The following is a 21764-nucleotide window of genomic DNA, read 5'->3' on the forward strand; positions in this document are numbered from 1 at the left end:
GGCAATGTTTACACTTGGAGGTTATCATGGAAAAACCAAAATACAAACGTATCGTATTAAAGCTTAGCGGGGAAGCATTGGCAGGAGAACAGGGAAATGGAATTAACCCGACTGTCATTCAATCCATTGCAAAGCAAGTGAAGGAAATCGCTGAGCTTGAAGTCGAAGTGGCTGTTGTTGTAGGCGGCGGCAACTTATGGCGCGGAAAAACAGGAAGTGACCTGGGCATGGACCGCGCGACTGCTGACTATATGGGAATGCTGGCGACAGTAATGAATTCGCTTGCTCTTCAAGACAGCTTGGAAACACTCGGAATCCAGTCCAGAGTGCAAACATCCATTGAAATGAGACAAGTTGCTGAACCGTACATAAGAAGAAAAGCGATACGCCACTTAGAGAAAAAACGTGTCGTTATTTTCGCTGCGGGCACAGGAAACCCATATTTCTCAACTGATACGACAGCTGCACTGCGGGCTGCTGAAATTGAGGCAGACGTTATTTTAATGGCTAAAAATAACGTTGACGGTGTGTATAATGCTGATCCTAGAAAAGATGAATCAGCTGTTAAGTATGAATCACTTTCTTATCTTGACGTTCTTAAAGACGGCCTGGAAGTCATGGATTCAACAGCTTCCTCTTTATGCATGGACAATGACATTCCGCTTATCGTCTTTTCTATTATGGAAGAAGGAAATATCAAACGTGCCGTTATCGGTGAATCAATCGGAACGATCGTGAGGGGGAAATAACGTGTCAAAAGAAGTATTAACTCAAACAAAAGAAAAAATGGAAAAAGCAATTGCTGCTTATCAGCGCGAATTGGCTACTGTACGCGCAGGCCGTGCAAATCCATCATTATTAGATAAAGTAACGGTTGAATATTACGGAGCGCAGACACCTTTAAATCAGTTGTCTTCTATTAACGTGCCTGAAGCTCGTATGCTCGTTATCACGCCATACGATAAAACAGCAATCGGTGATATCGAAAAAGCGATTTTAAAAGCTGATTTAGGTCTTACACCAACAAGTGACGGCAATATGATTCGAATTGCAATTCCGGCACTAACAGAAGAGAGACGGAAAGAATTAGTGAAAGTTGTAAAAAAATATGCTGAAGAAGCAAAAGTAGCTGTTCGTAACGTTCGCCGTGATGCTAACGATGATCTCAAAAAACTTGAGAAAAACGGAGACATTACTGAGGATGAACTGCGTGCTTCCACTGAAGACGTTCAAAAACTGACAGATGAATATGTGTCAAAAATTGACAGTGTCACAAAAGACAAAGAAAAAGAAATCATGGAAGTTTAATGAAAAACTATGTACAATAGATAATAGTGAAAAGACCCTCTCATGTTTACAGGGGGTTTTTTTGTTAATACTGTTGATTACATTGATTATCAGCAGGGAATGTAACCTTTTTGGGTGACGGAGGAATCTCATGCTCAACATACTCAAAAATTGGAAGAATCAGCAAACTGCGGCTTCCAACTTAGAACGTTATACAAAAGAAGACATACTTAAGGGAGAAATTCCCGAACACATCGCCATTATCATGGATGGAAATGGCCGTTGGGCTAAAAAACGCTCTCTTCCCAGAATTGCAGGCCACCATGAAGGGATGAAGGTGGTAAAAAGGACCACGAAGCTCGCAAACGAATTAGGTGTCAAAGTACTGACATTGTATGCATTTTCAACAGAAAACTGGAAAAGACCGAAAATGGAGGTCGATTTTTTAATGAAGCTTCCGGAAGAATTTTTGAATACGTATCTTCCAGAGCTTGTTGAGGAAAATGTACAGGTTCGGATCATTGGGGATGAAACGGCTTTGCCAGCGCACACATTACGTGCGATTGAAAAAGCTGTACAGGACACGGCGCAAAACGACGGAATGATCCTTAATTTTGCTCTTAACTATGGAGGCCGTACTGAAATTGTCAGTGCTGCAAAATCACTCGCGGAAAAAGTGAAGGAAGGCTCTTTGAATATTGAAGACATTGATGAATCGCTTTTTTCTACTTATTTGATGACTGAATCTTTGCAGGATCCTGAACTTTTAATTCGAACGAGCGGCGAGATAAGGCTGAGTAATTTTATGCTATGGCAGGTTGCCTACAGTGAATTTGTCTTTACTGACGTCTTGTGGCCTGACTTTAAAGAAGATCACTTCTTGCAGGCGTTAGGAGAGTTTCAGCAGAGAGGCCGGAGGTTTGGCGGAATTTAGAGGATGGTGGACATGAAACAAAGAATTTTGACAGGTGTTCTGGCAGCAATTGTATTTTTATTTTTGGTTATTGTCGGGAAATTGCCGTTCACCATATTAATTTATGCTATGGGCAGTGTGGCGCTTTTTGAACTTTTACGGATGAAAAAGCTGAAGCTGGTTTCACTGCCGGGTTTGATCGGTCTTTTATTATTGTGGATGTTCTTATTGCCAAGCCAGTATTCGTTTTTTGAAGCGGACGGGATTTCCAAAATGGAAATCGCTTTATTTGCGGTACTGCTATTGCTGACTTACACAGTGTTGGTCAAGAACACCTTTACTTTTGATGAAGTCGGGTTTATTACGCTTGCAGCAATTTACATCGGAATGTGTTTTCATTATTTTATCGAAATCAGAAATCTTGACCAATACGGATTAACATACATTTTTTATGCGTGTGTTGTCATTTGGTCCACCGATTCCGGTGCCTATTTTGTCGGTAAATCGCTTGGGAAGCGGAAACTGTGGCCTGAAATCAGTCCGAATAAAACAGTGGAAGGGTTTGCAGGCGGAATTGTCATCGCACTTGTATTGGCGACGATTTTTCAGCTTGTTGCACAACTTCCGATCCCGTATATCTATCTGCTGTTGATCACGCTGTTTTTGTCTGTTTTCGGACAACTTGGAGATTTAGTGGAATCCGCCTTGAAAAGACATTACGATGTAAAGGATTCTGGGAATATTCTTCCCGGGCATGGCGGTATATTAGACCGTTTTGACAGTTTCTTGTTTGTCATGCCTTTCTTTTACTTTCTGCTTGCCCTTTTTTCATAAAAAAGTCTAATATGAATATGAGACTGATCATGCAGCAATAAGAATAGGAGTAGTGGCAACTTTGAAAAATATTTGTCTTTTAGGAGCAACAGGATCAATCGGCGAACAGACTCTTGATGTACTGCGTGCACATCAAGACCAATTTCAGCTGGTATCTATGTCGTTTGGCAGAAATATTGATAAGGCCGTTCCAATGATTGAGGTCTTTCAGCCGAAGTTTGTCTCTGTCGGTGATCTGGATACATATCATAAATTAAAACAAATGTCTTTTTCTTTTGAATGCCAAATCGGGCTGGGAGAAGAAGGACTGATAGAAGCAGCAGTGATGGAGGAGGTTGACATTGTTGTCAACGCTTTGCTTGGAAGCGTCGGTCTTATCCCGACATTAAAGGCAATTGAACAGAAAAAAACAATTGCGCTTGCAAATAAGGAAACTCTTGTCACTGCAGGGCATATAGTAAAAGAACATGCTAAGAAATATGATGTTCCGCTGCTGCCTGTTGACAGTGAGCATTCAGCCATTTTTCAAGCTCTTCAAGGCGAACAGGCTAAAAACATTGAACGCCTCATCATTACGGCATCCGGCGGAAGTTTTCGGGACAAGACGCGGGAGGAGCTCGAATCAGTAACAGTTGAAGATGCATTAAAACATCCAAACTGGTCAATGGGTGCAAAAATTACAATTGATTCGGCTACAATGATGAATAAGGGATTAGAGGTGATCGAGGCACACTGGCTTTTCGATATACCTTATGAACAAATTGATGTGGTTTTACATAAGGAGAGCATCATCCATTCAATGGTTGAGTTCCATGATAAAAGTGTGATCGCACAGCTCGGAACTCCGGATATGAGAGTCCCCATTCAATATGCGCTCACTTATCCTGACCGATTGCCATTACCAGATGCGAAAAGGCTTGAATTATGGGAAATCGGCAGCCTTCATTTTGAGAAAGCTGATTTTGACAGGTTCCGATGCTTACAATTTGCTTTTGAATCAGGTAAAATAGGAGGAACAATGCCGACAGTGCTAAATGCGGCAAACGAAGTAGCTGTCGCTGCCTTTTTAGCTGGCAAGATACCGTTTTTGGCTATTGAAGACTGTATCGAAAAGGCACTAACCCGCCATCAATTACTGAAAAAACCGAGCCTGGCGGACATTCAAGAAGTGGACAAAGATACCCGGGGATACGTCAATTCAATACTCACATAAGGTGGTATGTTCGTGAATACAGTTATAGCGTTTATCATTATTTTCGGAACGCTCGTTTTCTTCCATGAACTGGGCCATTTATTGCTAGCCCAAAGAGCGGGAATTCTCTGCCGTGAATTTGCGATCGGCTTCGGTCCAAAGATTTTTTCTTTCAAAAAAAATGAAACAGTTTATACGATCAGGCTGCTTCCGGTCGGCGGATTTGTTCGTATGGCCGGCGAAGATCCGGAAATGATTGAGGTGAAACCCGGATACACGGTCGGGCTTCTGTTTAATAAAGAAGATCAAGTTGAGAAAGTCATCATCAATCAAAAGGAAAAATATCCGGATGCTTTAGTCATTGAAGTGGAAACAGCGGATCTAGAGCATGACATGAAGATCACTGGTTATGAACAGGGGAAAGAGGACGAACTTTCCAGCTTTACTGTCAGCGAAACATCCTTTTTTATTGTAGACGGAGAAGAAGTGCAGATTGCGCCGTATAATCGCCAATTTGGTTCCAAACCTGTATGGCAGCGGATTAAAGCAATTGCTGCAGGGCCGATTATGAACTTTATTTTAGCTTACGTCATTTTAGTGATGCTTGGGCTGATTCAAGGCGTACCGTCAAATGAACCTATGCTCGGGCAGCTGACAGACAATGGACGGGCGGCTGAAGCAGGGCTAAAAGAAGGGGATTATATCCAAAGCATTAACGGAGAGAAAATGAGGTCTTGGACTGACATTGTCTCCGCTGTAAAAGAAAACCCGGAGAAAGAAATGGACGTTGCAGTAAAAAGAGATAACAAAACGCTTCATATTTCGGTGACTCCGGAAGCTGTTAAAGATGAGAACAAAAAAACAATCGGACGTTTCGGTTCCTATGCGCCGACTGAAAAAGGCGTACTCTCAGCGGTTGCTTACGGCGCGACATCAACAGTTGATGTCACCAAAGCCATTTTAACCAATCTGAGCAAATTAGTAACAGGCCAATTTAAACTCGATATGCTGTCAGGTCCTGTCGGCATATATGACATGACAGACCAAGTGGCGAAAACAGGGATCGTGAACTTATTTCAGTTTGCGGCGTTTTTAAGCATTAACCTTGGGATTGTCAACCTGCTTCCGATTCCGGCACTTGACGGAGGAAGACTGTTGTTTCTATTTATTGAAGCGATTCGGGGCAAACCGATTAACAGGGAAAAAGAAGCATTTGTTGTGTTTATCGGAGTAGCTTTCTTAATGCTTCTTATGCTGGTTGTCACATGGAACGATATCCAGCGGCTGTTTTTGTAAACGAAAAGTAAATCAATCAGAGGTGCGAAGAAATGAGACAAAGCTTGACGCTTATTCCTACGCTCCGTGAAGTTCCAGCTGATGCCGAAGCAAAAAGTCATCAGCTTCTTCTGAGAGCAGGATTTATCAGACAGAATACGAGCGGGGTATACAGCTATATGCCTCTTGCGTATAAGGTGATTCAAAACATTCAGCAGATTGTTCGAGAGGAAATGGAGAAAATTGATGCCGTAGAAATGCTCATGCCCGCATTGCAGCAGGCAGAGACATGGCAGGAATCAGGCAGATGGTATACGTATGGTCCCGAACTGATGAGACTAAAAGACCGTCATGGCCGTGAATTTGCTTTAGGGGCAACGCATGAAGAGGTTATCACTTCGCTTGTTCGCGATGAGGTTAAATCTTATAAGCGTCTCCCTCTGACTCTTTATCAAATTCAGTCTAAGTTCAGAGATGAAAAACGTCCTCGCTTCGGTTTGTTAAGAGGCCGCGAATTTATTATGAAGGATGCGTACTCTTTCCATGCATCTGCAGAGAGCCTGGATGAAACGTATCAAAAAATGTACGAGGCCTATTCTAATATTTTTGCTCGCTGCGGCATTAATGTAAGACCTGTTATCGCTGATTCAGGCGCAATGGGAGGAAAGGATACGCACGAATTTATGGCACTTTCTGCGATCGGAGAGGATACGATTGCGTATTCTGATGAATCACAGTACGCGGCTAATATCGAGATGGCTGAAGTTCTTCACCAGGAAGTTCCTTCAGATGAAGAGCCTAAAGCTCTAGAGAAGGTTCATACGCCTAACGTGAAAACAATCGAAGAACTGACTGCGTTCTTACAGGTTTCGGCTGAAGCGTGCATTAAGTCAGTATTGTTTAAAGCTGATGACCGTTTTGTCTTAGTGCTTGTAAGAGGGGATCATGAAGTTAACGATATTAAAGTGAAAAACTTGCTTCATGCAGAAGTTGTAGAGCTTGCTACACATGAAGAGGTCATTCAGCAGCTCGGAACAGAGCCAGGCTTTGTAGGCCCTGTCGGTATTCATCAGGATGTGGAAGTATATGCCGATCAAGCTGTGAAAGCAATGGTTAATGCTGTTGCCGGGGCAAATGAAGGAGATCATCATTATAAAAATGTCAATGTGAATCGTGACGCGCAAATTAAAGAATTTGCTGATCTTCGTTTTATTAAAGAAGGTGATCCTTCACCAGACGGCAAGGGAACGATCCGTTTTGCTGAGGGAATCGAAGTCGGACAAGTCTTTAAGCTCGGAACACGCTATTCAGAAGCGATGAATGCGACATATTTAGATGAAAACGGACGCGCGCAGCCAATGCTGATGGGCTGTTACGGAATCGGTGTATCAAGAACGCTTTCTGCTATTGCTGAACAGCATCACGACGAAAAAGGATTAATATGGCCAAAAAGCGTTGCCCCGTACGATCTTCATATTCTTGCATTGAACATGAAAAACGATGGGCAAAGAGAGCTTGCTGAAAAGCTGTATGCCGATTTAAAAGCGGAAGGCTATGAAGTGCTCTATGACGACCGTGCTGAGCGTGCCGGTGTAAAATTCGCTGATTCAGATCTAATCGGCCTTCCAATCCGCATCACTGTCGGAAAACGAGCTGACGAAGGAATCGTCGAAGTGAAAATTCGTCAAACTGGTGAGTCAACTGAGATTTCAGTAGACGAATTATCTGCGTTTATCAGCAAGCAGTAATCACCATAACGATTTATCAAAAAACATGTTAAAATAGAAATAATAGAAGGTACCTCATTGCCTGAGGTACCTTCACTTATGATGTTTTTAGGGAGGGATACTGTCTTAATGGAACAGTTATCAGTAAACAGAAGGCAGTTTCAAATTCTTCTGCAGCAGATTAATATGACAGATGATACCTTCATGACATACTTTGAACATGGCGAGATTAAAAAGCTGACAATTCACAAAGCTTCTAAGTCTTGGCATTTTCATTTTCAATTTAAATCTTTGCTGCCTTTTCAAATATATGACACATTAACAACGAGGCTGACGCAATCGTTTGCCCACATAGCAAAAGTGACATCTTCAATTGAAGTTCAGGATGCCGAGGTCAGTGAAAGTATCGTACAAGACTACTGGTCACGCTGCATTGAAGAACTGCAGGGCATTTCGCCGCCGATTGTCAGTCTTTTAAACCAGCAAAAACCGAAGCTGAAGGGCAATAAACTGATTGTCAAAACCAAAACGGATACAGAAGCGGCTGCGCTAAAAAACAAATACAGTTCTATGATTCAAGCAGGCTACCGTCAATTTGGCTTTCCGGATCTTCAGCTTGATGCTGAAATATTTGTATCCGAGCAGGAAGTTCAAAAGTTTCGGGAGCAAAAGCTTGCGGAAGACCAAGAGCGGGCTATGCAGGCCTTGATTGAAATGGAGAAGAAAGATAAAGAAAGTGATGAAGACCAAGCACCATCTGGTCCTCTTGTTATCGGTTATCAAATTAAAGATAACGAGGAAATCCGAACACTTGACAGCATCATGGACGAAGAACGGAGAATTACGGTCCAAGGTTATGTGTTTGATGTGGAGACGCGCGAGCTGAAGAGCGGGCGCACGCTGTGTATCTTCAAAATTACAGACTATACAAATAGTATTTTGATCAAAATGTTTGCACGTGAAAAAGAAGATGCGGCACTGATGAAGTCTCTGAAAAAAGGAATGTGGGTAAAAGCACGCGGAAGCATTCAAAATGATACATTTGTCAGAGACCTTGTCATGATCGCAAATGACGTAAACGAAATAAAAGCAAAAACCCGTGAAGATTCAGCACCTGAAGGAGAAAAAAGAGTGGAATTGCATCTTCATTCCCCAATGAGCCAAATGGATGCTGTTACGGGTATCGGAAAGCTTGTCGAACAGGCGAAAAAATGGGGGCATGAGGCCATCGCTTTGACTGACCATGCTGTCGTTCAATCCTTCCCTGATGCGTATTCTGCGGCCAAAAAGCATGGAATTAAAATGATTTACGGGATGGAAGCGAATCTCGTGGATGATGGCGTGCCAATTGCTTATAATGCCGCACATCGTCTGCTCGAAGAAGAAACATATGTTGTTTTTGACGTTGAGACGACAGGATTGTCTGCTGTATACGATACCATTATTGAGCTGGCTGCAGTAAAAGTAAAAGGCGGAGAAATTATTGATAAATTTGAGGCGTTTGCGAACCCGCATCGTCCACTTTCCGCCACTATCATAGAGCTGACCGGGATCACTGATGATATGCTACAAGACGCTCCGGATGTCGTAGATGTAATAAGAGATTTCAGAGAATGGATTGGCGATGATATCCTTGTCGCTCATAATGCAAGCTTTGATATGGGATTCTTAAATGTAGCCTATAAAAAGCTTCTTGAAGTCGATAAAGCTAAAAACCCAGTCATTGACACGCTAGAACTTGGACGTTTTCTCTATCCGGAATTTAAGAACCACCGGTTGAACACACTTTGTAAAAAGTTTGATATCGAACTCACACAGCATCACCGTGCGATCTATGATACTGAGGCAACCGCTTATTTGCTTCTGAAAATGCTGAAAGACGCAGCTGAAAAAGGCATTCAGTACCATGATGAGTTGAATGAAAATATGGGTCAGTCCAATGCTTATCAAAGATCAAGACCGTATCATGCAACATTACTTGCCGTGAACAGCACGGGACTTAAAAATTTATTTAAGCTTGTGTCACTTTCTCATATTCATTATTTTTACAGAGTGCCGCGTATTCCGAGATCTCAGCTTGAGAAATACAGGGAAGGGCTGCTGATCGGTTCTGCCTGTGACAGGGGAGAGGTTTTTGAGGGAATGATGCAAAAATCGCCTGAAGAGGTGGAAGATATCGCGTCATTCTATGATTACCTTGAGGTTCAGCCGCCTGAAGTGTATCGTCACTTGCTGGAGCTTGAACTGGTCCGTGATGAAAAAGCGCTGAAAGAAATTATTGCGAATATCACGAAGCTGGGGGAAAAGCTTAATAAACCGGTTGTTGCTACGGGAAATGTTCATTACTTGAATGATGAGGATAAAATCTACAGAAAGATTTTAATATCCTCACAAGGCGGGGCAAATCCGCTGAATAGGCATGAACTGCCGAAAGTGCATTTCAGAACGACAGACGAAATGCTTGAAGCTTTTTCTTTCTTAGGTGAAGAAAAAGCGAAGGAGATCGTAGTCACCAATACCCAAAAGGTTGCTTCTTTAGTTGATGACATCAAGCCGATTAAAGATGATTTATATACGCCGAAAATCGAAGGCGCTGATGAAGAGATCAGAGAAATGAGCTATCAGCGTGCAAGAAGCATTTACGGGGAAGAGCTGCCTGAAATTGTCGAAGCGCGGATTGAAAAAGAGTTAAAGAGTATTATTGGCCACGGATTTGCTGTTATTTACTTGATCTCTCACAAACTTGTAAAACGTTCACTAGATGACGGGTATCTCGTTGGTTCCCGTGGTTCCGTAGGATCTTCATTAGTTGCGACGCTTACTGAGATTACTGAGGTAAATCCGCTGCCGCCGCACTATGTTTGTCCTGAGTGTCAGCATTCTGAGTTCTTTAATGACGGTTCTGTCGGTTCTGGTTTTGACCTGCCTGACAAGACATGTCCTCATTGCGGAACGCCTTTGAAAAAAGACGGCCATGATATTCCATTTGAAACGTTCTTAGGATTTAAAGGGGACAAAGTACCTGATATCGATTTGAACTTCTCAGGGGAATATCAGCCGCAAGCACACAATTACACAAAAGTATTGTTCGGAGAAGACAATGTATATCGTGCGGGAACAATAGGCACGGTGGCAGAAAAAACAGCCTACGGTTATGTAAAAGGCTATGCCGGAGACAACAATCTTCATATGCGCGGTGCCGAAATAGATCGGCTCGTACAGGGATGCACAGGTGTAAAACGTACAACTGGACAGCACCCTGGCGGTATTATCGTAGTTCCGGATTATATGGATATTTATGATTTTTCACCGATCCAGTTCCCGGCAGATGCCACAGGTTCAGAGTGGAAAACGACTCATTTTGATTTCCACTCCATCCATGACAACCTGTTAAAACTTGATATTCTCGGACACGATGACCCGACTGTTATTCGGATGCTTCAAGACTTAAGCGGAATAGATCCGAAAACAATTCCGACGGATGATCCTGAAGTGATGAAGATCTTCCAGGGAACCGAATCACTCGGTGTGACTGAAGAACAGATTGGCTGTAAAACGGGCACTCTTGGAATTCCTGAATTCGGAACCCGATTTGTCCGGCAGATGCTTGAAGATACAAAGCCGACCACTTTTTCTGAGCTCGTTCAGATTTCAGGCTTGTCTCACGGAACTGATGTATGGCTTGGCAATGCACAGGAGCTCATCCACAATAATATTTGTGAGCTGAGTGAGGTTATCGGCTGCCGTGATGACATTATGGTTTATTTAATCTATCAAGGCCTTGAACCGTCCCTTGCCTTTAAAATCATGGAATTCGTGCGTAAAGGAAAAGGATTAACGCCTGAATGGGAAGAAGAAATGAAAAATAACAATGTCCCAGACTGGTATATTGATTCCTGTAAAAAGATTAAATACATGTTCCCGAAAGCCCACGCCGCGGCATATGTCTTAATGGCAGTCCGCATTGCTTACTTTAAAGTGCATCATGCTCTTTTGTATTATGCGGCTTATTTTACCGTTCGTGCAGATGACTTTGATATTGATACAATGATCAAGGGCTCTACAGCAATCAGAGCGGTAATGGAGGATATAAACGCTAAAGGACTTGATGCTTCACCGAAGGAAAAGAACCTTCTGACTGTTTTAGAATTAGCGCTTGAGATGTGTGAGAGAGGCTATTCATTCCAAAAAGTCGATTTATATCGCTCCAGCGCTACAGAGTTTATTATTGACGACAACAGTCTTATTCCGCCGTTTAACTCTATTCCAGGGTTAGGGACGAACGCTGCTTTGAACATTGTAAAAGCTCGCGAAGAAGGCGAATTCCTCTCAAAAGAAGATTTGCAAAAGAGAGGGAAAGTATCAAAAACGATTTTAGAGTACTTAGATCGCCATGGCTGTCTGGAATCACTGCCTGATCAAAACCAATTGTCACTGTTCTAATATGGAAAGCAGAATTTCTCAGAAATTCTGCTTCTATGCATACATAAGCGCAAAAAGTGCCATCGTAATATTAGAGTTTCTGTCACTTGCTTAGGTATGAAGGTAAGCGTATATCCATTTGCAATAAAAATATGGTTATGGTATAGTTTTATTGGAAATGCTAACGATTACCGAGGCAAAGAGTGGGGAAACCCGCTCTTTTGTATTGAACAGGAGAATTTTGTCTCGACATGTTCATCGTTTACTTTTTAGCCCCTGCTCTTTTGAAGCAGGGTTTTTATGCAGAGTGACGAGACGAATATGAGATCGACAGCACAAGGAGGAAGAACATGAGCAAAAAAGTGACTGACACCGTTCAAGAAATGGCTCAGCCAATCGTAGACAGCCTTCAGCTGGAACTCGTTGACATTGAATTTGTCAAAGAGGGCCAAAGCTGGTTCCTTCGCGTGTTTATTGATTCCGATGACGGTGTGGATATTGAGGAATGTGCCAAAGTAAGCGAAGCTTTAAGCGAAAAGCTTGATGAGGCAGACCCAATCAGCCAAAATTACTTTCTTGAAGTCTCATCTCCAGGAGCTGAGCGTCCGCTAAAGAAAAAAGCCGATTTCGAAAAATCACTAGGAAAAAACGTATACATTAAGACGTATGAGCCTATTGACGGCGTAAAAGTGTTTGAAGGTGAACTGGCTGAATTTGATGGACAAACAGTGACAGTTGAGATCACGATCAAAACAAGAAAGAAACGGATCAATATTCCGTATGAAAAGATAGCTAATGCAAGATTAGCTGTTACATTCTAATGAATACAAATGTTTTAAGGGGGGAGACCGTTAAATGAGCAGTGAATTATTAGATGCTCTCACGATTCTTGAAAAAGAAAAAGGCATCAGTAAAGAAATTATCATCGAAGCAATCGAAGCTGCGTTAATTTCTGCTTATAAGCGGAATTTTAATCAAGCGCAAAATGTACGGGTGGATCTAAACCGTGAAACTGGCTCCATCCGTGTATTTGCAAGAAAAGATGTCGTTGACGAAGTATACGACCAGAGATTAGAAATCTCAATTGAAGAGGCACAGGGCATCCATCCGGAATATATGGTCGGCGATGTCGTCGAAATCGAAGTTACACCTAAGGATTTCGGGCGCATAGCTGCTCAAACAGCGAAGCAGGTCGTCACACAGCGTGTGCGCGAAGCTGAGCGCGGTGTGATTTATTCTGAATTTATCGACCGTGAAGAAGACATCATGACAGGGATCGTCCAGCGTCTGGACAATAAATTTATCTACGTGTCTTTAGGCAAAATAGAAGCCTTGCTGCCGGTTAATGAGCAAATGCCGAATGAAAGCTACAAGCCCCATGACCGCATTAAGGTATATATCACAAAAGTAGAAAAAACAACGAAGGGCCCGCAGATTTATGTGTCAAGAACACATCCAGGCCTGTTAAAGCGTTTGTTTGAAATTGAAGTGCCTGAAATTTATGATGGAACTGTCGAGCTAAAATCTGTTGCCAGAGAAGCCGGCGACCGTTCAAAAATTTCTGTTCGCACAGATGATCCTGACGTTGATCCTGTCGGTTCATGCGTAGGGCCTAAAGGCCAGCGTGTGCAAGCAATCGTCAATGAATTAAAAGGTGAAAAAATTGACATTGTCAACTGGTCCAGTGATCCTGTAGAATTTGTCGCGAATGCGCTCAGTCCTTCCAAAGTGCTTGATGTCATTGTTAATGAAGAAGAAAAAGCGACAACTGTTATTGTTCCTGATTACCAGCTGTCTCTGGCAATTGGCAAAAGAGGACAAAACGCACGCTTAGCTGCTAAACTGACAGGCTGGAAGATTGATATTAAGAGCGAAACGGACGCAAGAGAACTTGGAATCTATCCGAGAGAACTTGAAGAAGATGATGAGCCGCTCTTTACGGAGCCTGAAACTGCTGAATCGGATGAATAAGAGGTGACTTTAGGTGAATAAACACAAAAAGATCCCATTACGCAAATGTGTAGTGACTGGTGAAATGAAGCCTAAAAAGGAACTGATCCGAGTTGTACGGTCGAAAGAAGGCGAAATCTCAGTAGACCCGACCGGAAAAAAGAATGGGCGGGGTGCTTATTTAACGCTGGATAAAGAGTGCATCTTAGCAGCAAAAAAGAAAAACACTTTGCAAAATCAATTTCAATCACAAATCGATGACCAGATTTTCGATGAATTGCTGGAACTGGCGGAAAAGGTGAAAAAATAAAATGTCTGGAATGGAATGGTTTCCCTTGCTGGGTCTGGCCAATCGAGCTCGTAAGGTCGTGTCAGGCGAAGACTTGGTAATAAAAGAAATCAGGAATGCGCGTGCAAAGCTTGTCCTGCTTACAGAGGATGCATCATCTAACACAGCAAAAAAAGTAACTGACAAGTGCAATTATTATAAAGTCCCTTATAAAAAAGTCGAGAGTCGCGCGGTTCTTGGACGCTCTATCGGTAAAGAAGCCCGTGTCGTTGTCGCCGTCACTGACCAAGGTTTTGCGAATAAGCTGATCAGCTTGCTCGATTAATATTTTTGGGGGTGAACGAATGGCTAAAATGAGAGTATACGAATATGCAAAAGCGTTAAATGTTTCAAGTAAGGAAATTTTGACCGCACTGAAGAACATGGATTTAGAAGTGAATAATCACATGGCCATGCTTGAAGAAAAGGCCATTAAAAAGCTAGATGCCAAATATAAAAAAGGCGGCGCAGCTGCTAAATCTCAAAAGCCAGCAGAAACGAACAAAAACAAACAGCCACAAGGGGTTAATCAGCAATCAGCTGGAAATCAACCAAATAAAATTCGAGACGGAAAGAAGAATGACGTGCAGAATAATCAATTTAACAAAAACAAGAAGAATAACAACAACAAAAAAAATAAACGCAACAACAACAATAATAAAAACCAACATCAGCAAAAGCCTGTAAAGCCGAAAAAAGAGCTTCCTGAGAAAATTACATTCTCTGGCACTTTAACAGTTGGCGCACTTGCTGAAGAGCTTGGCAAAGAGCCTTCAGAAATCATTAAAAAGCTGATGCTTCTTGGCGTAATGGCAACCATTAACCAAGAGCTTGATAAAGACACAATCGAACTCATTGCATCAGAATATGGTGTTGAAACAGAAGAGGTCATTGTGCTTGAAGAAACAGAGCTGGAAAAATACGAAGAGCCTGATAATGAAGAGGATCTTGAAATTCGTCCTCCTGTCGTGACAATCATGGGCCACGTTGACCATGGGAAAACAACGCTTCTTGACAGCATCCGTAAAACAAAGGTTGTTGAAGGAGAAGCAGGCGGAATCACTCAGCATATCGGCGCTTATCAAATTGAAGAGAACGGCAAGAAAATCACGTTCTTGGATACACCGGGCCACGCCGCATTTACAACAATGCGTGCACGCGGTGCAGAAGTAACTGATATTACGATTCTTGTCGTAGCTGCCGATGACGGTGTCATGCCGCAAACAGTTGAAGCGATTAACCATGCAAAAGCAGCAGAGGTTCCAATCATCGTTGCTGTGAATAAAATAGATAAAGAATCTGCAAACCCTGACCGTGTAATGCAAGAACTGACGGAATACGGACTTGTCCCTGAAGCTTGGGGCGGAGAAACCATTTTTGTGCCGCTTTCCGCTTTAACTGGAAAAGGCATTGATGAGCTCGTTGAAATGATTTTGCTTGTCAGTGAGGTAGAGGAACTGAAAGCGAATCCGAACCGTCAGGCAAAAGGAACGGTTATTGAAGCTGAACTCGATAAAGGCAGAGGGTCAGTTGCGACGTTGCTCGTACAGACTGGAACACTGCATGTCGGTGATCCGATCGTAGTCGGCAATACATTTGGCCGTGTCCGTGCAATGGTCAACGACATTGGCCGCCGTGTGAAAACTGCCGGCCCGTCAACTCCGGTTGAAATTACCGGTTTGAATGATGTCCCTCAAGCGGGAGACCAATTCCTTGTCTTTAAGGATGAAAAAACAGCTCGTTCTGTCGGTGAAGCCCGTGCTTCGAAACAGCTTGAAGAGCAGCGCAGCGATAAAGCGAAGCTCAGTCTTGATGATTTATTCGAGCAAATTAAGCAAGGTGATGTAAAAGACATCAACCTCATCGTAAAAGCTGACGTTCAAGGATCTGCTGAAGCTTTAACGGCTGCGCTTCAAAAAATTGAAGTAGAAGGCGTTAAAGTGAAAATCATCCATACAGGCGTTGGTGCGATTACTGAATCTGACATTATCTTGGCATCTGCTTCCAATGCAATTGTTATCGGGTTTAATGTGAGACCGGACGGAAATGCTAAGAGTACGGCTGAAGCTGAAAATGTAGATATTCGACTTCACCGTATCATTTACAAAGTAATCGACGAGATTGAAGCTGCCATGAAAGGTATGCTTGATCCTGAATATGAAGAAAAAGTAATTGGTCAAGTAGAAGTACGCCAAACATTCAAAGTATCTAAAATCGGTACAATTGCCGGCGGATATGTTACTGAAGGAACCATTACGCGCGACAGCGGCCTCCGTTTAATTCGTGATGGCGTCGTCATCTTTGAAGGCGAAGTAGATGTTCTGAAACGCTTTAAAGACGATGTGAAAGAAGTTTCACAAGGCTATGAATGTGGTATTACAATTAAGAAATACAATGACATTCGTGAAGGTGACATCCTAGAAGCGTTTGTCATGCAAGAAATTGAAAGAACGTGATCGGATTTGCGGAGTGTGAATGCATCATTTATGATGCAGGATCGCTAAAAGAAAAGCGTGCCGTTCTGAAGCGGATTTTAACCAGGGTTCAAAACAAGTTCAATGTTTCGATTTCGGAGATTGGCTATCAGGACACCTGGCAAAGAACCAGCTTCGGAATCGCCGCTGTTTCTTCCTCTCGCGTTCAAACAGAAAAAGAACTGCAGCGCGTCCTAGCGTTTATCGATTCTTTTCCTGAAATTGAACGGACGATCACTAGGACAGAGTGGTTTTAACTTAGAGGTGATTGAATTGAGTATGAGAGCAAACCGTGTCGGCGAGCAAATGAAAAAAGAACTCGGTGATATTATCAGCCGCAAGCTGAAAGACCCGAGAATTGGTTTTCTGACAGTAACGGATGTACGTGTATCAGGTGATTTGCAAATTGCAAAGGTGTATATCTCGGTTCTCGGTGACGAGAAAAAACGGGAAGAAGCGCTGAAAGGGCTGGCAAAAGCGAAAGGATTTATCCGATCCGAAATCGGCAGCCGCATCAGACTTCGAAAAACGCCTGAAATTGAATTTGAGTTCGATGAATCAATCGATTACGGGAATCGGATCGAAACACTGATTCACGAATTACATTCAGAGAAACCATCTGAATAAAAAATGAGAGGATAGGCGTATATCGTCTGTCCTCTTTCTTCGTTTAAAAGAAAAAAACAGAAGGAGTGAAAGGCAAATGGTTAACGGAGTTCTCCTTTTACATAAACCTGTTGGCATGACATCGCACGACTGTGTCATGAAGATCCGAAAGCTGTTAAAAACAAAAAAAGTAGGACATACAGGAACGCTCGATCCGGAAGTGTCAGGCGTGCTTCCGATTTGTGTAGGAAGAGCGACAAAAATAGTCGAATACTTAACTGAAAAATCTAAAACGTATGATGCAGAAATAACATTGGGCTTTTCAACCACAACAGAGGATCAAACCGGAGAAACGGTGGAAACAAAGCCTGTCAATCACGACATTGATAAAGCGGATGTAGAAAAGGTTTTAAACAGTTTAAAGGGGAAACAAGAACAAATTCCGCCCATGTATTCCGCTGTAAAAGTAAACGGCAAAAAATTATACGAATACGCAAGAGCAGGGATTGAAGTAGAACGTCCGAAACGTATGATAACCATTGAAGACATTGCCCTGACGACAGAGATTAAACATCATGGAGAAACCGCAAGCTTCCGGTTTACAGTGACTTGCTCCAAAGGGACCTATGTAAGGACGCTGGCGGTCATGATCGGAGAAAAGCTCGGATATCCGGCCCATATGTCTCATTTAATCCGTACGGCATCCGGAGATTTTTCTCTCGACGAATGCTTTACTTTTGATGAGCTCGAAGCACAGGCCCAATCCGGGACCGTGGAAGAGCATACAGTTCCTATTGAACGTGCGCTCAATCATTTGCCGAAATGGATCATAAGTGATACATTAGCTAAGAAAGTAGAAAATGGGGCTTTGCTTGAGACGCCCGAGCAGTTTTCTGAAATGACAAGTGAAGACCGTATCGCCGTCTTTACTGAATCCGGAACCTGTTTGGCGATCTATTTCCCTCATCCTGCAAAAAAAGGGCTGTTAAAGCCGGCAAAAGTATTGATGCAAAAAAGCGAACAATAGAAAAAAGGTGACCGTTCTGTGAAGACGATACATATTACACATCCTCATCATTTAATAAAAGAGGAGCAGGCAAAATCAGTGATGGCGTTAGGATATTTTGACGGCGTTCATCTCGGGCATCAAAAGGTAATCGGCACAGCGAAGCAAATAGCCGAAGAAAAAGGTCTGACATTGGCTGTGATGACCTTTCACCCCCATCCTTCCCACGTGTTGGGCAGAGATAAGGAACCAAAGGATCTGATTACGCCTCTTGAAGACAAAATAAACCAAATTGAACAATTAGGCACAGAAGTTCTGTATGTCGTTAAATTTAATGAAGTGTTTGCTTCTCTTTCTCCTAAGCAGTTTATAGACCAGTATATTATCGGTCTTAATGTGCAGCACGCAGTGGCAGGCTTTGACTTTACGTACGGCAAATACGGCAAGGGGACAATGGAGACCATGCCGGATGATTTAGACGGAAAAGCTGGGTGCACAATGGTAGAAAAATTGACGGAGCAGGATAAAAAAATCAGTTCTTCGTATATCCGTACCGCGCTTCAAAACGGAGATGTTGAATTGGCGAATGTCTTGCTTGGACAGCCTTATTTTATTAAAGGAATTGTCATTCATGGTGATAAAAGAGGGCGGACCATCGGGTTTCCGACAGCAAATGTGGGTTTAAATAACAGCTATATCGTTCCGCCCACAGGTGTATATGCCGTAAAAGCGGAAGTGAACGGCGAAGTTTACAATGGTGTTTGCAATATTGGCTATAAGCCGACGTTTTATGAAAAGCGCCCTGAGCAGCCTTCCATCGAGGTCAATCTGTTTGATTTCGATCAGGAGGTATATGGAGCCGCTATAAAAATCGAATGGTATAAACGGATTCGGAGCGAGCGGAAATTCAATGGCATCAAAGAATTAACTGAGCAAATTGAGAAAGATAAGCAGGAAGCCATCCGTTATTTCAGCAATTTGCGGAAATAACTTGCAACGCACGCAAATTTTATTCTAAAATATTTGCATATAGGCGCGATTTTTAGTATCATAGTTTTCGTAGTCTTAAAACCATTGCTTGGCAATCCGAAGTCACCGACGGTTGCTAGGTAACTGGGGCTAAATATGATTTGGAGGTGAAACAGGATGGCAATTACTCAAGAGCGTAAAAACCAACTCATCAATGAGTTCAAAACACACGAATCTGATACTGGATCTCCAGAAGTTCAGATCGCTATCCTAACTGACTCAATTAACAACTTGAACGAGCATTTACGTACTCACAAGAAAGACCACCACTCACGTCGCGGTCTTCTTAAAATGGTAGGTAAGCGTCGTAATCTTCTTACGTATCTGCGTAATAAAGACGTAACTCGTTACCGTGAGTTAATTAACAAACTAGGCTTACGTCGATAATCGTAAAAAGCGGGAGGATTCCCGCTTTTTTATCGTATTAAAGCGAAATTTCTTATAACAAATCATTGAAATCCTTTTACATACTACTTTGACATTGATATGTTCAATTCATTTCGTTCATAATAGGAGTAATTGATTATTTCACACAACGAAGAGAGGAGTTCGTAATTGTATGGGACAAGAAAAACATGTCTTTACCATAGATTGGGCCGGAAGAACGCTTACTGTTGAAACCGGCCAGCTTGCCAAACAGGCAAATGGTGCTGTGATGATCCGCTACGGTGATACAGCAGTACTTAGTACAGCAACCGCTTCAAAAGAACCTAAACCGCTTGATTTCTTCCCTCTTACTGTAAACTATGAAGAAAGATTATATGCTGTAGGGAAAATTCCGGGCGGATTTATTAAAAGAGAAGGACGTCCGAGTGAAAAAGCGGTTCTTGCCAGCCGTTTAATTGACCGTCCGATCCGTCCTTTGTTTGCCGATGGATTCCGTAATGAAGTTCAAGTCATCAGCATTGTCATGAGTGTTGACCAAAACTGCTCTTCAGAAATGGCTGCCATGTTCGGTTCATCTCTTGCACTTTCTGTATCGGATATTCCGTTTGAAGGACCGATTGCAGGGGTTACTGTCGGACGCATTGATGATCAATTTATCATTAACCCGACAGTCGATCAGCTTGAAAAAAGCGACATCAATCTTGTCGTTGCCGGCACGAAAGATGCGATTAACATGGTAGAAGCGGGAGCGGACGAAGTTCCTGAGGAAATCATGCTTGAAGCCATTATGTTCGGCCATGAAGAAATTAAACGCCTGATTGCATTCCAAGAAGAAATTGTTGCAGCAGTCGGCAAAGAGAAATCTGAAATTAAGCTCTTTGAAATTGATGAAGAGCTTAATGAAAAAGTAAAAGCTTTGGCAGAAGAGGATCTGCTGAAAGCCATCCAAGTTCATGAAAAGCATGCCCGTGAAGATGCCATTAACGAAGTGAAGAACGCAGTTGTGGCAAAATTCGAGGATGAAGAACATGATGAAGACACAATCAAGCAAGTGAAGCAGATTTTATCCAAGCTGGTGAAAAATGAAGTTCGCCGCCTGATTACTGAAGAGAAAGTAAGACCGGACGGCCGCGGTGTCGATCAAATCCGTCCGCTCTCTTCAGAGGTTGGCCTCTTGCCAAGAACGCACGGTTCAGGTCTATTTACAAGGGGACAAACTCAGGCCCTCAGCGTATGTACGCTAGGTGCTCTGGGAGATGTGCAAATCCTTGACGGCTTAGGTGTCGAAGAGTCGAAACGGTTTATGCATCATTACAACTTCCCGCAATTCAGCGTTGGGGAAACAGGACCGATGCGCGGACCTGGACGTCGTGAAATCGGACACGGAGCACTGGGTGAGCGTGCGCTTGAGCCAGTTATTCCGTCTGAAAAAGACTTCCCTTATACTGTCCGTCTTGTTTCAGAAGTGCTTGAATCAAACGGTTCTACATCTCAAGCAAGCATTTGCGCAAGCACACTTGCAATGATGGATGCCGGTGTACCGATTAAAGCGCCAGTTGCTGGTATTGCGATGGGTCTTGTCAAATCAGGCGAACATTACACTGTCTTGACTGACATCCAAGGCATGGAAGACGCGCTCGGAGATATGGACTTTAAAGTAGCGGGAACTGAAAAAGGCGTAACGGCCCTGCAAATGGACATTAAAATTGAAGGACTTTCCAGAGAGATTCTTGAAGAAGCGCTACAGCAGGCGAAAAAGGGCAGAATGGAAATCCTCAACAGCATGCTTGCAACATTAAGCGAATCAAGAAAAGAGCTTTCTCGATATGCGCCTAAGATCTTAACAATGACCATTAATCCTGATAAAATCCGCGATGTCATCGGACCAAGCGGGAAACAAATCAATAAGATCATCGAAGAAACCGGTGTTAAAATTGATATTGAGCAGGACGGCACAATCTTTATTTCCTCTACAGATGAAAGCGGCAACCAAAAAGCGAAAAAAATCATCGAAGACCTTGTTAGAGAGGTTGAAGTCGGCCAACTTTACCTAGGTAAAGTGAAACGGATTGAAAAATTCGGGGCTTTCGTTGAAATTTTTAGCGGAAAAGACGGTTTGGTGCACATTTCAGAGCTTGCGCTTGAACGCGTAGGGAAAGTTGAAGATGTTGTAAAAATCGGAGACGAGATTCTTGTCAAAGTCACTGAAATTGATAAACAAGGACGAGTGAATTTATCCCGCAAAGCGGTGCTCCGTGAAGAGAAAGAAAAAGAAGAACAACAATCTTAAATGAAAACATAAAAGGAGCCTGGGAGACCCGGCTTCTTTATTTT

Annotated in this window: 19 protein-coding genes; all 19 read left to right on the forward strand. The window is 42.7% G+C overall.

Annotated features, from left to right (window positions below):
* Positions 1-26 precede the first annotated feature (26 nt).
* The 19 genes from pyrH to pnp all read left to right on the forward strand — a co-directional run bounded on the left by pyrH (position 27) and on the right by pnp (position 21720).
* On the forward strand, positions 27-749 hold the full coding sequence (gene pyrH / locus NSQ12_RS09160; RefSeq protein ID WP_003220923.1) for a UMP kinase: 723 nt from the start codon (positions 27-29) through the stop codon (positions 747-749).
* Between the two features lies 1 nt (position 750).
* A complete protein-coding gene (frr, locus tag NSQ12_RS09165) occupies positions 751-1308 on the forward strand; it encodes a ribosome recycling factor (RefSeq protein ID WP_003231927.1) in 558 nt (185 codons plus the stop codon).
* A gap of 130 nt (positions 1309-1438) precedes the next feature.
* Entirely contained in the window at positions 1439-2221 is a 783-nt protein-coding gene (locus NSQ12_RS09170; RefSeq protein WP_003231925.1) for an isoprenyl transferase, read from the forward strand.
* A 3-nt stretch (positions 2222-2224) separates the two neighbouring features.
* A complete protein-coding gene (gene cdsA / locus NSQ12_RS09175) occupies positions 2225-3034 on the forward strand; it encodes a phosphatidate cytidylyltransferase (protein ID WP_339176510.1) in 810 nt (269 codons plus the stop codon).
* A gap of 61 nt (positions 3035-3095) precedes the next feature.
* On the forward strand, positions 3096-4247 hold the full coding sequence (dxr, locus tag NSQ12_RS09180) for a 1-deoxy-D-xylulose-5-phosphate reductoisomerase (RefSeq protein WP_003245155.1): 1152 nt from the start codon (positions 3096-3098) through the stop codon (positions 4245-4247).
* Positions 4248-4253: 6 nt separating this feature from the next.
* On the forward strand, positions 4254-5522 hold the full coding sequence (gene rseP / locus NSQ12_RS09185; RefSeq protein WP_010886508.1) for an RIP metalloprotease RseP: 1269 nt from the start codon (positions 4254-4256) through the stop codon (positions 5520-5522).
* A 32-nt stretch (positions 5523-5554) separates the two neighbouring features.
* Positions 5555-7249 (forward strand): proline--tRNA ligase, encoded by a 1695-nt coding sequence (proS, locus tag NSQ12_RS09190; protein WP_003231918.1) that lies wholly within the window; start codon positions 5555-5557, stop codon positions 7247-7249.
* 108 nt (positions 7250-7357) lie between these two features.
* Positions 7358-11671 (forward strand): PolC-type DNA polymerase III, encoded by a 4314-nt coding sequence (locus NSQ12_RS09195; protein ID WP_339176512.1) that lies wholly within the window; start codon positions 7358-7360, stop codon positions 11669-11671.
* Positions 11672-12000: 329 nt separating this feature from the next.
* Positions 12001-12471 (forward strand): ribosome maturation factor RimP, encoded by a 471-nt coding sequence (rimP, locus tag NSQ12_RS09200; RefSeq protein ID WP_003231915.1) that lies wholly within the window; start codon positions 12001-12003, stop codon positions 12469-12471.
* A 34-nt stretch (positions 12472-12505) separates the two neighbouring features.
* A complete protein-coding gene (gene nusA, locus NSQ12_RS09205) occupies positions 12506-13621 on the forward strand; it encodes a transcription termination factor NusA (protein ID WP_003231912.1) in 1116 nt (371 codons plus the stop codon).
* A gap of 13 nt (positions 13622-13634) precedes the next feature.
* Positions 13635-13910, forward strand: coding sequence for a glucose-induced regulator RulR (rulR, locus tag NSQ12_RS09210; RefSeq protein WP_009967250.1), 276 nt, complete (start codon positions 13635-13637; stop codon positions 13908-13910).
* Position 13911: 1 nt separating this feature from the next.
* Entirely contained in the window at positions 13912-14214 is a 303-nt protein-coding gene (locus tag NSQ12_RS09215) for a YlxQ family RNA-binding protein (RefSeq protein ID WP_003220946.1), read from the forward strand.
* A gap of 19 nt (positions 14215-14233) precedes the next feature.
* Positions 14234-16384, forward strand: a complete 2151-nt coding sequence (gene infB / locus NSQ12_RS09220; RefSeq protein ID WP_014479801.1) for a translation initiation factor IF-2 — start codon at positions 14234-14236, stop codon at positions 16382-16384.
* Positions 16381-16659: a DUF503 domain-containing protein gene (locus NSQ12_RS09225; RefSeq protein WP_003220950.1), complete on the forward strand. Its 279-nt coding sequence runs from the start codon at positions 16381-16383 to the stop codon at positions 16657-16659. The genes infB and NSQ12_RS09225 overlap by 4 nt, the downstream gene beginning before the upstream one ends.
* Positions 16660-16675: 16 nt before the next feature.
* Positions 16676-17029, forward strand: coding sequence for a 30S ribosome-binding factor RbfA (gene rbfA, locus NSQ12_RS09230; protein WP_009967251.1), 354 nt, complete (start codon positions 16676-16678; stop codon positions 17027-17029).
* 76 nt (positions 17030-17105) lie between these two features.
* A complete protein-coding gene (gene truB, locus NSQ12_RS09235; protein WP_015252083.1) occupies positions 17106-18035 on the forward strand; it encodes a tRNA pseudouridine(55) synthase TruB in 930 nt (309 codons plus the stop codon).
* An 18-nt stretch (positions 18036-18053) separates the two neighbouring features.
* Positions 18054-19004 (forward strand): bifunctional riboflavin kinase/FAD synthetase, encoded by a 951-nt coding sequence (gene ribF / locus NSQ12_RS09240; RefSeq protein WP_014476827.1) that lies wholly within the window; start codon positions 18054-18056, stop codon positions 19002-19004.
* Positions 19005-19160: 156 nt separating this feature from the next.
* On the forward strand, positions 19161-19430 hold the full coding sequence (rpsO, locus tag NSQ12_RS09245) for a 30S ribosomal protein S15 (RefSeq protein ID WP_003220957.1): 270 nt from the start codon (positions 19161-19163) through the stop codon (positions 19428-19430).
* 172 nt (positions 19431-19602) lie between these two features.
* Complete coding sequence (gene pnp, locus NSQ12_RS09250) at positions 19603-21720, forward strand: polyribonucleotide nucleotidyltransferase (protein WP_003231897.1); 2118 nt, start codon at positions 19603-19605, stop codon at positions 21718-21720.
* Positions 21721-21764 lie beyond the last annotated feature (44 nt).

It is taken from the genome of Bacillus sp. PS95 (assembly GCF_037963565.1).
In the GTDB taxonomy this organism is placed as follows: Bacteria; Bacillota; Bacilli; order Bacillales; family Bacillaceae; genus Bacillus; species Bacillus subtilis.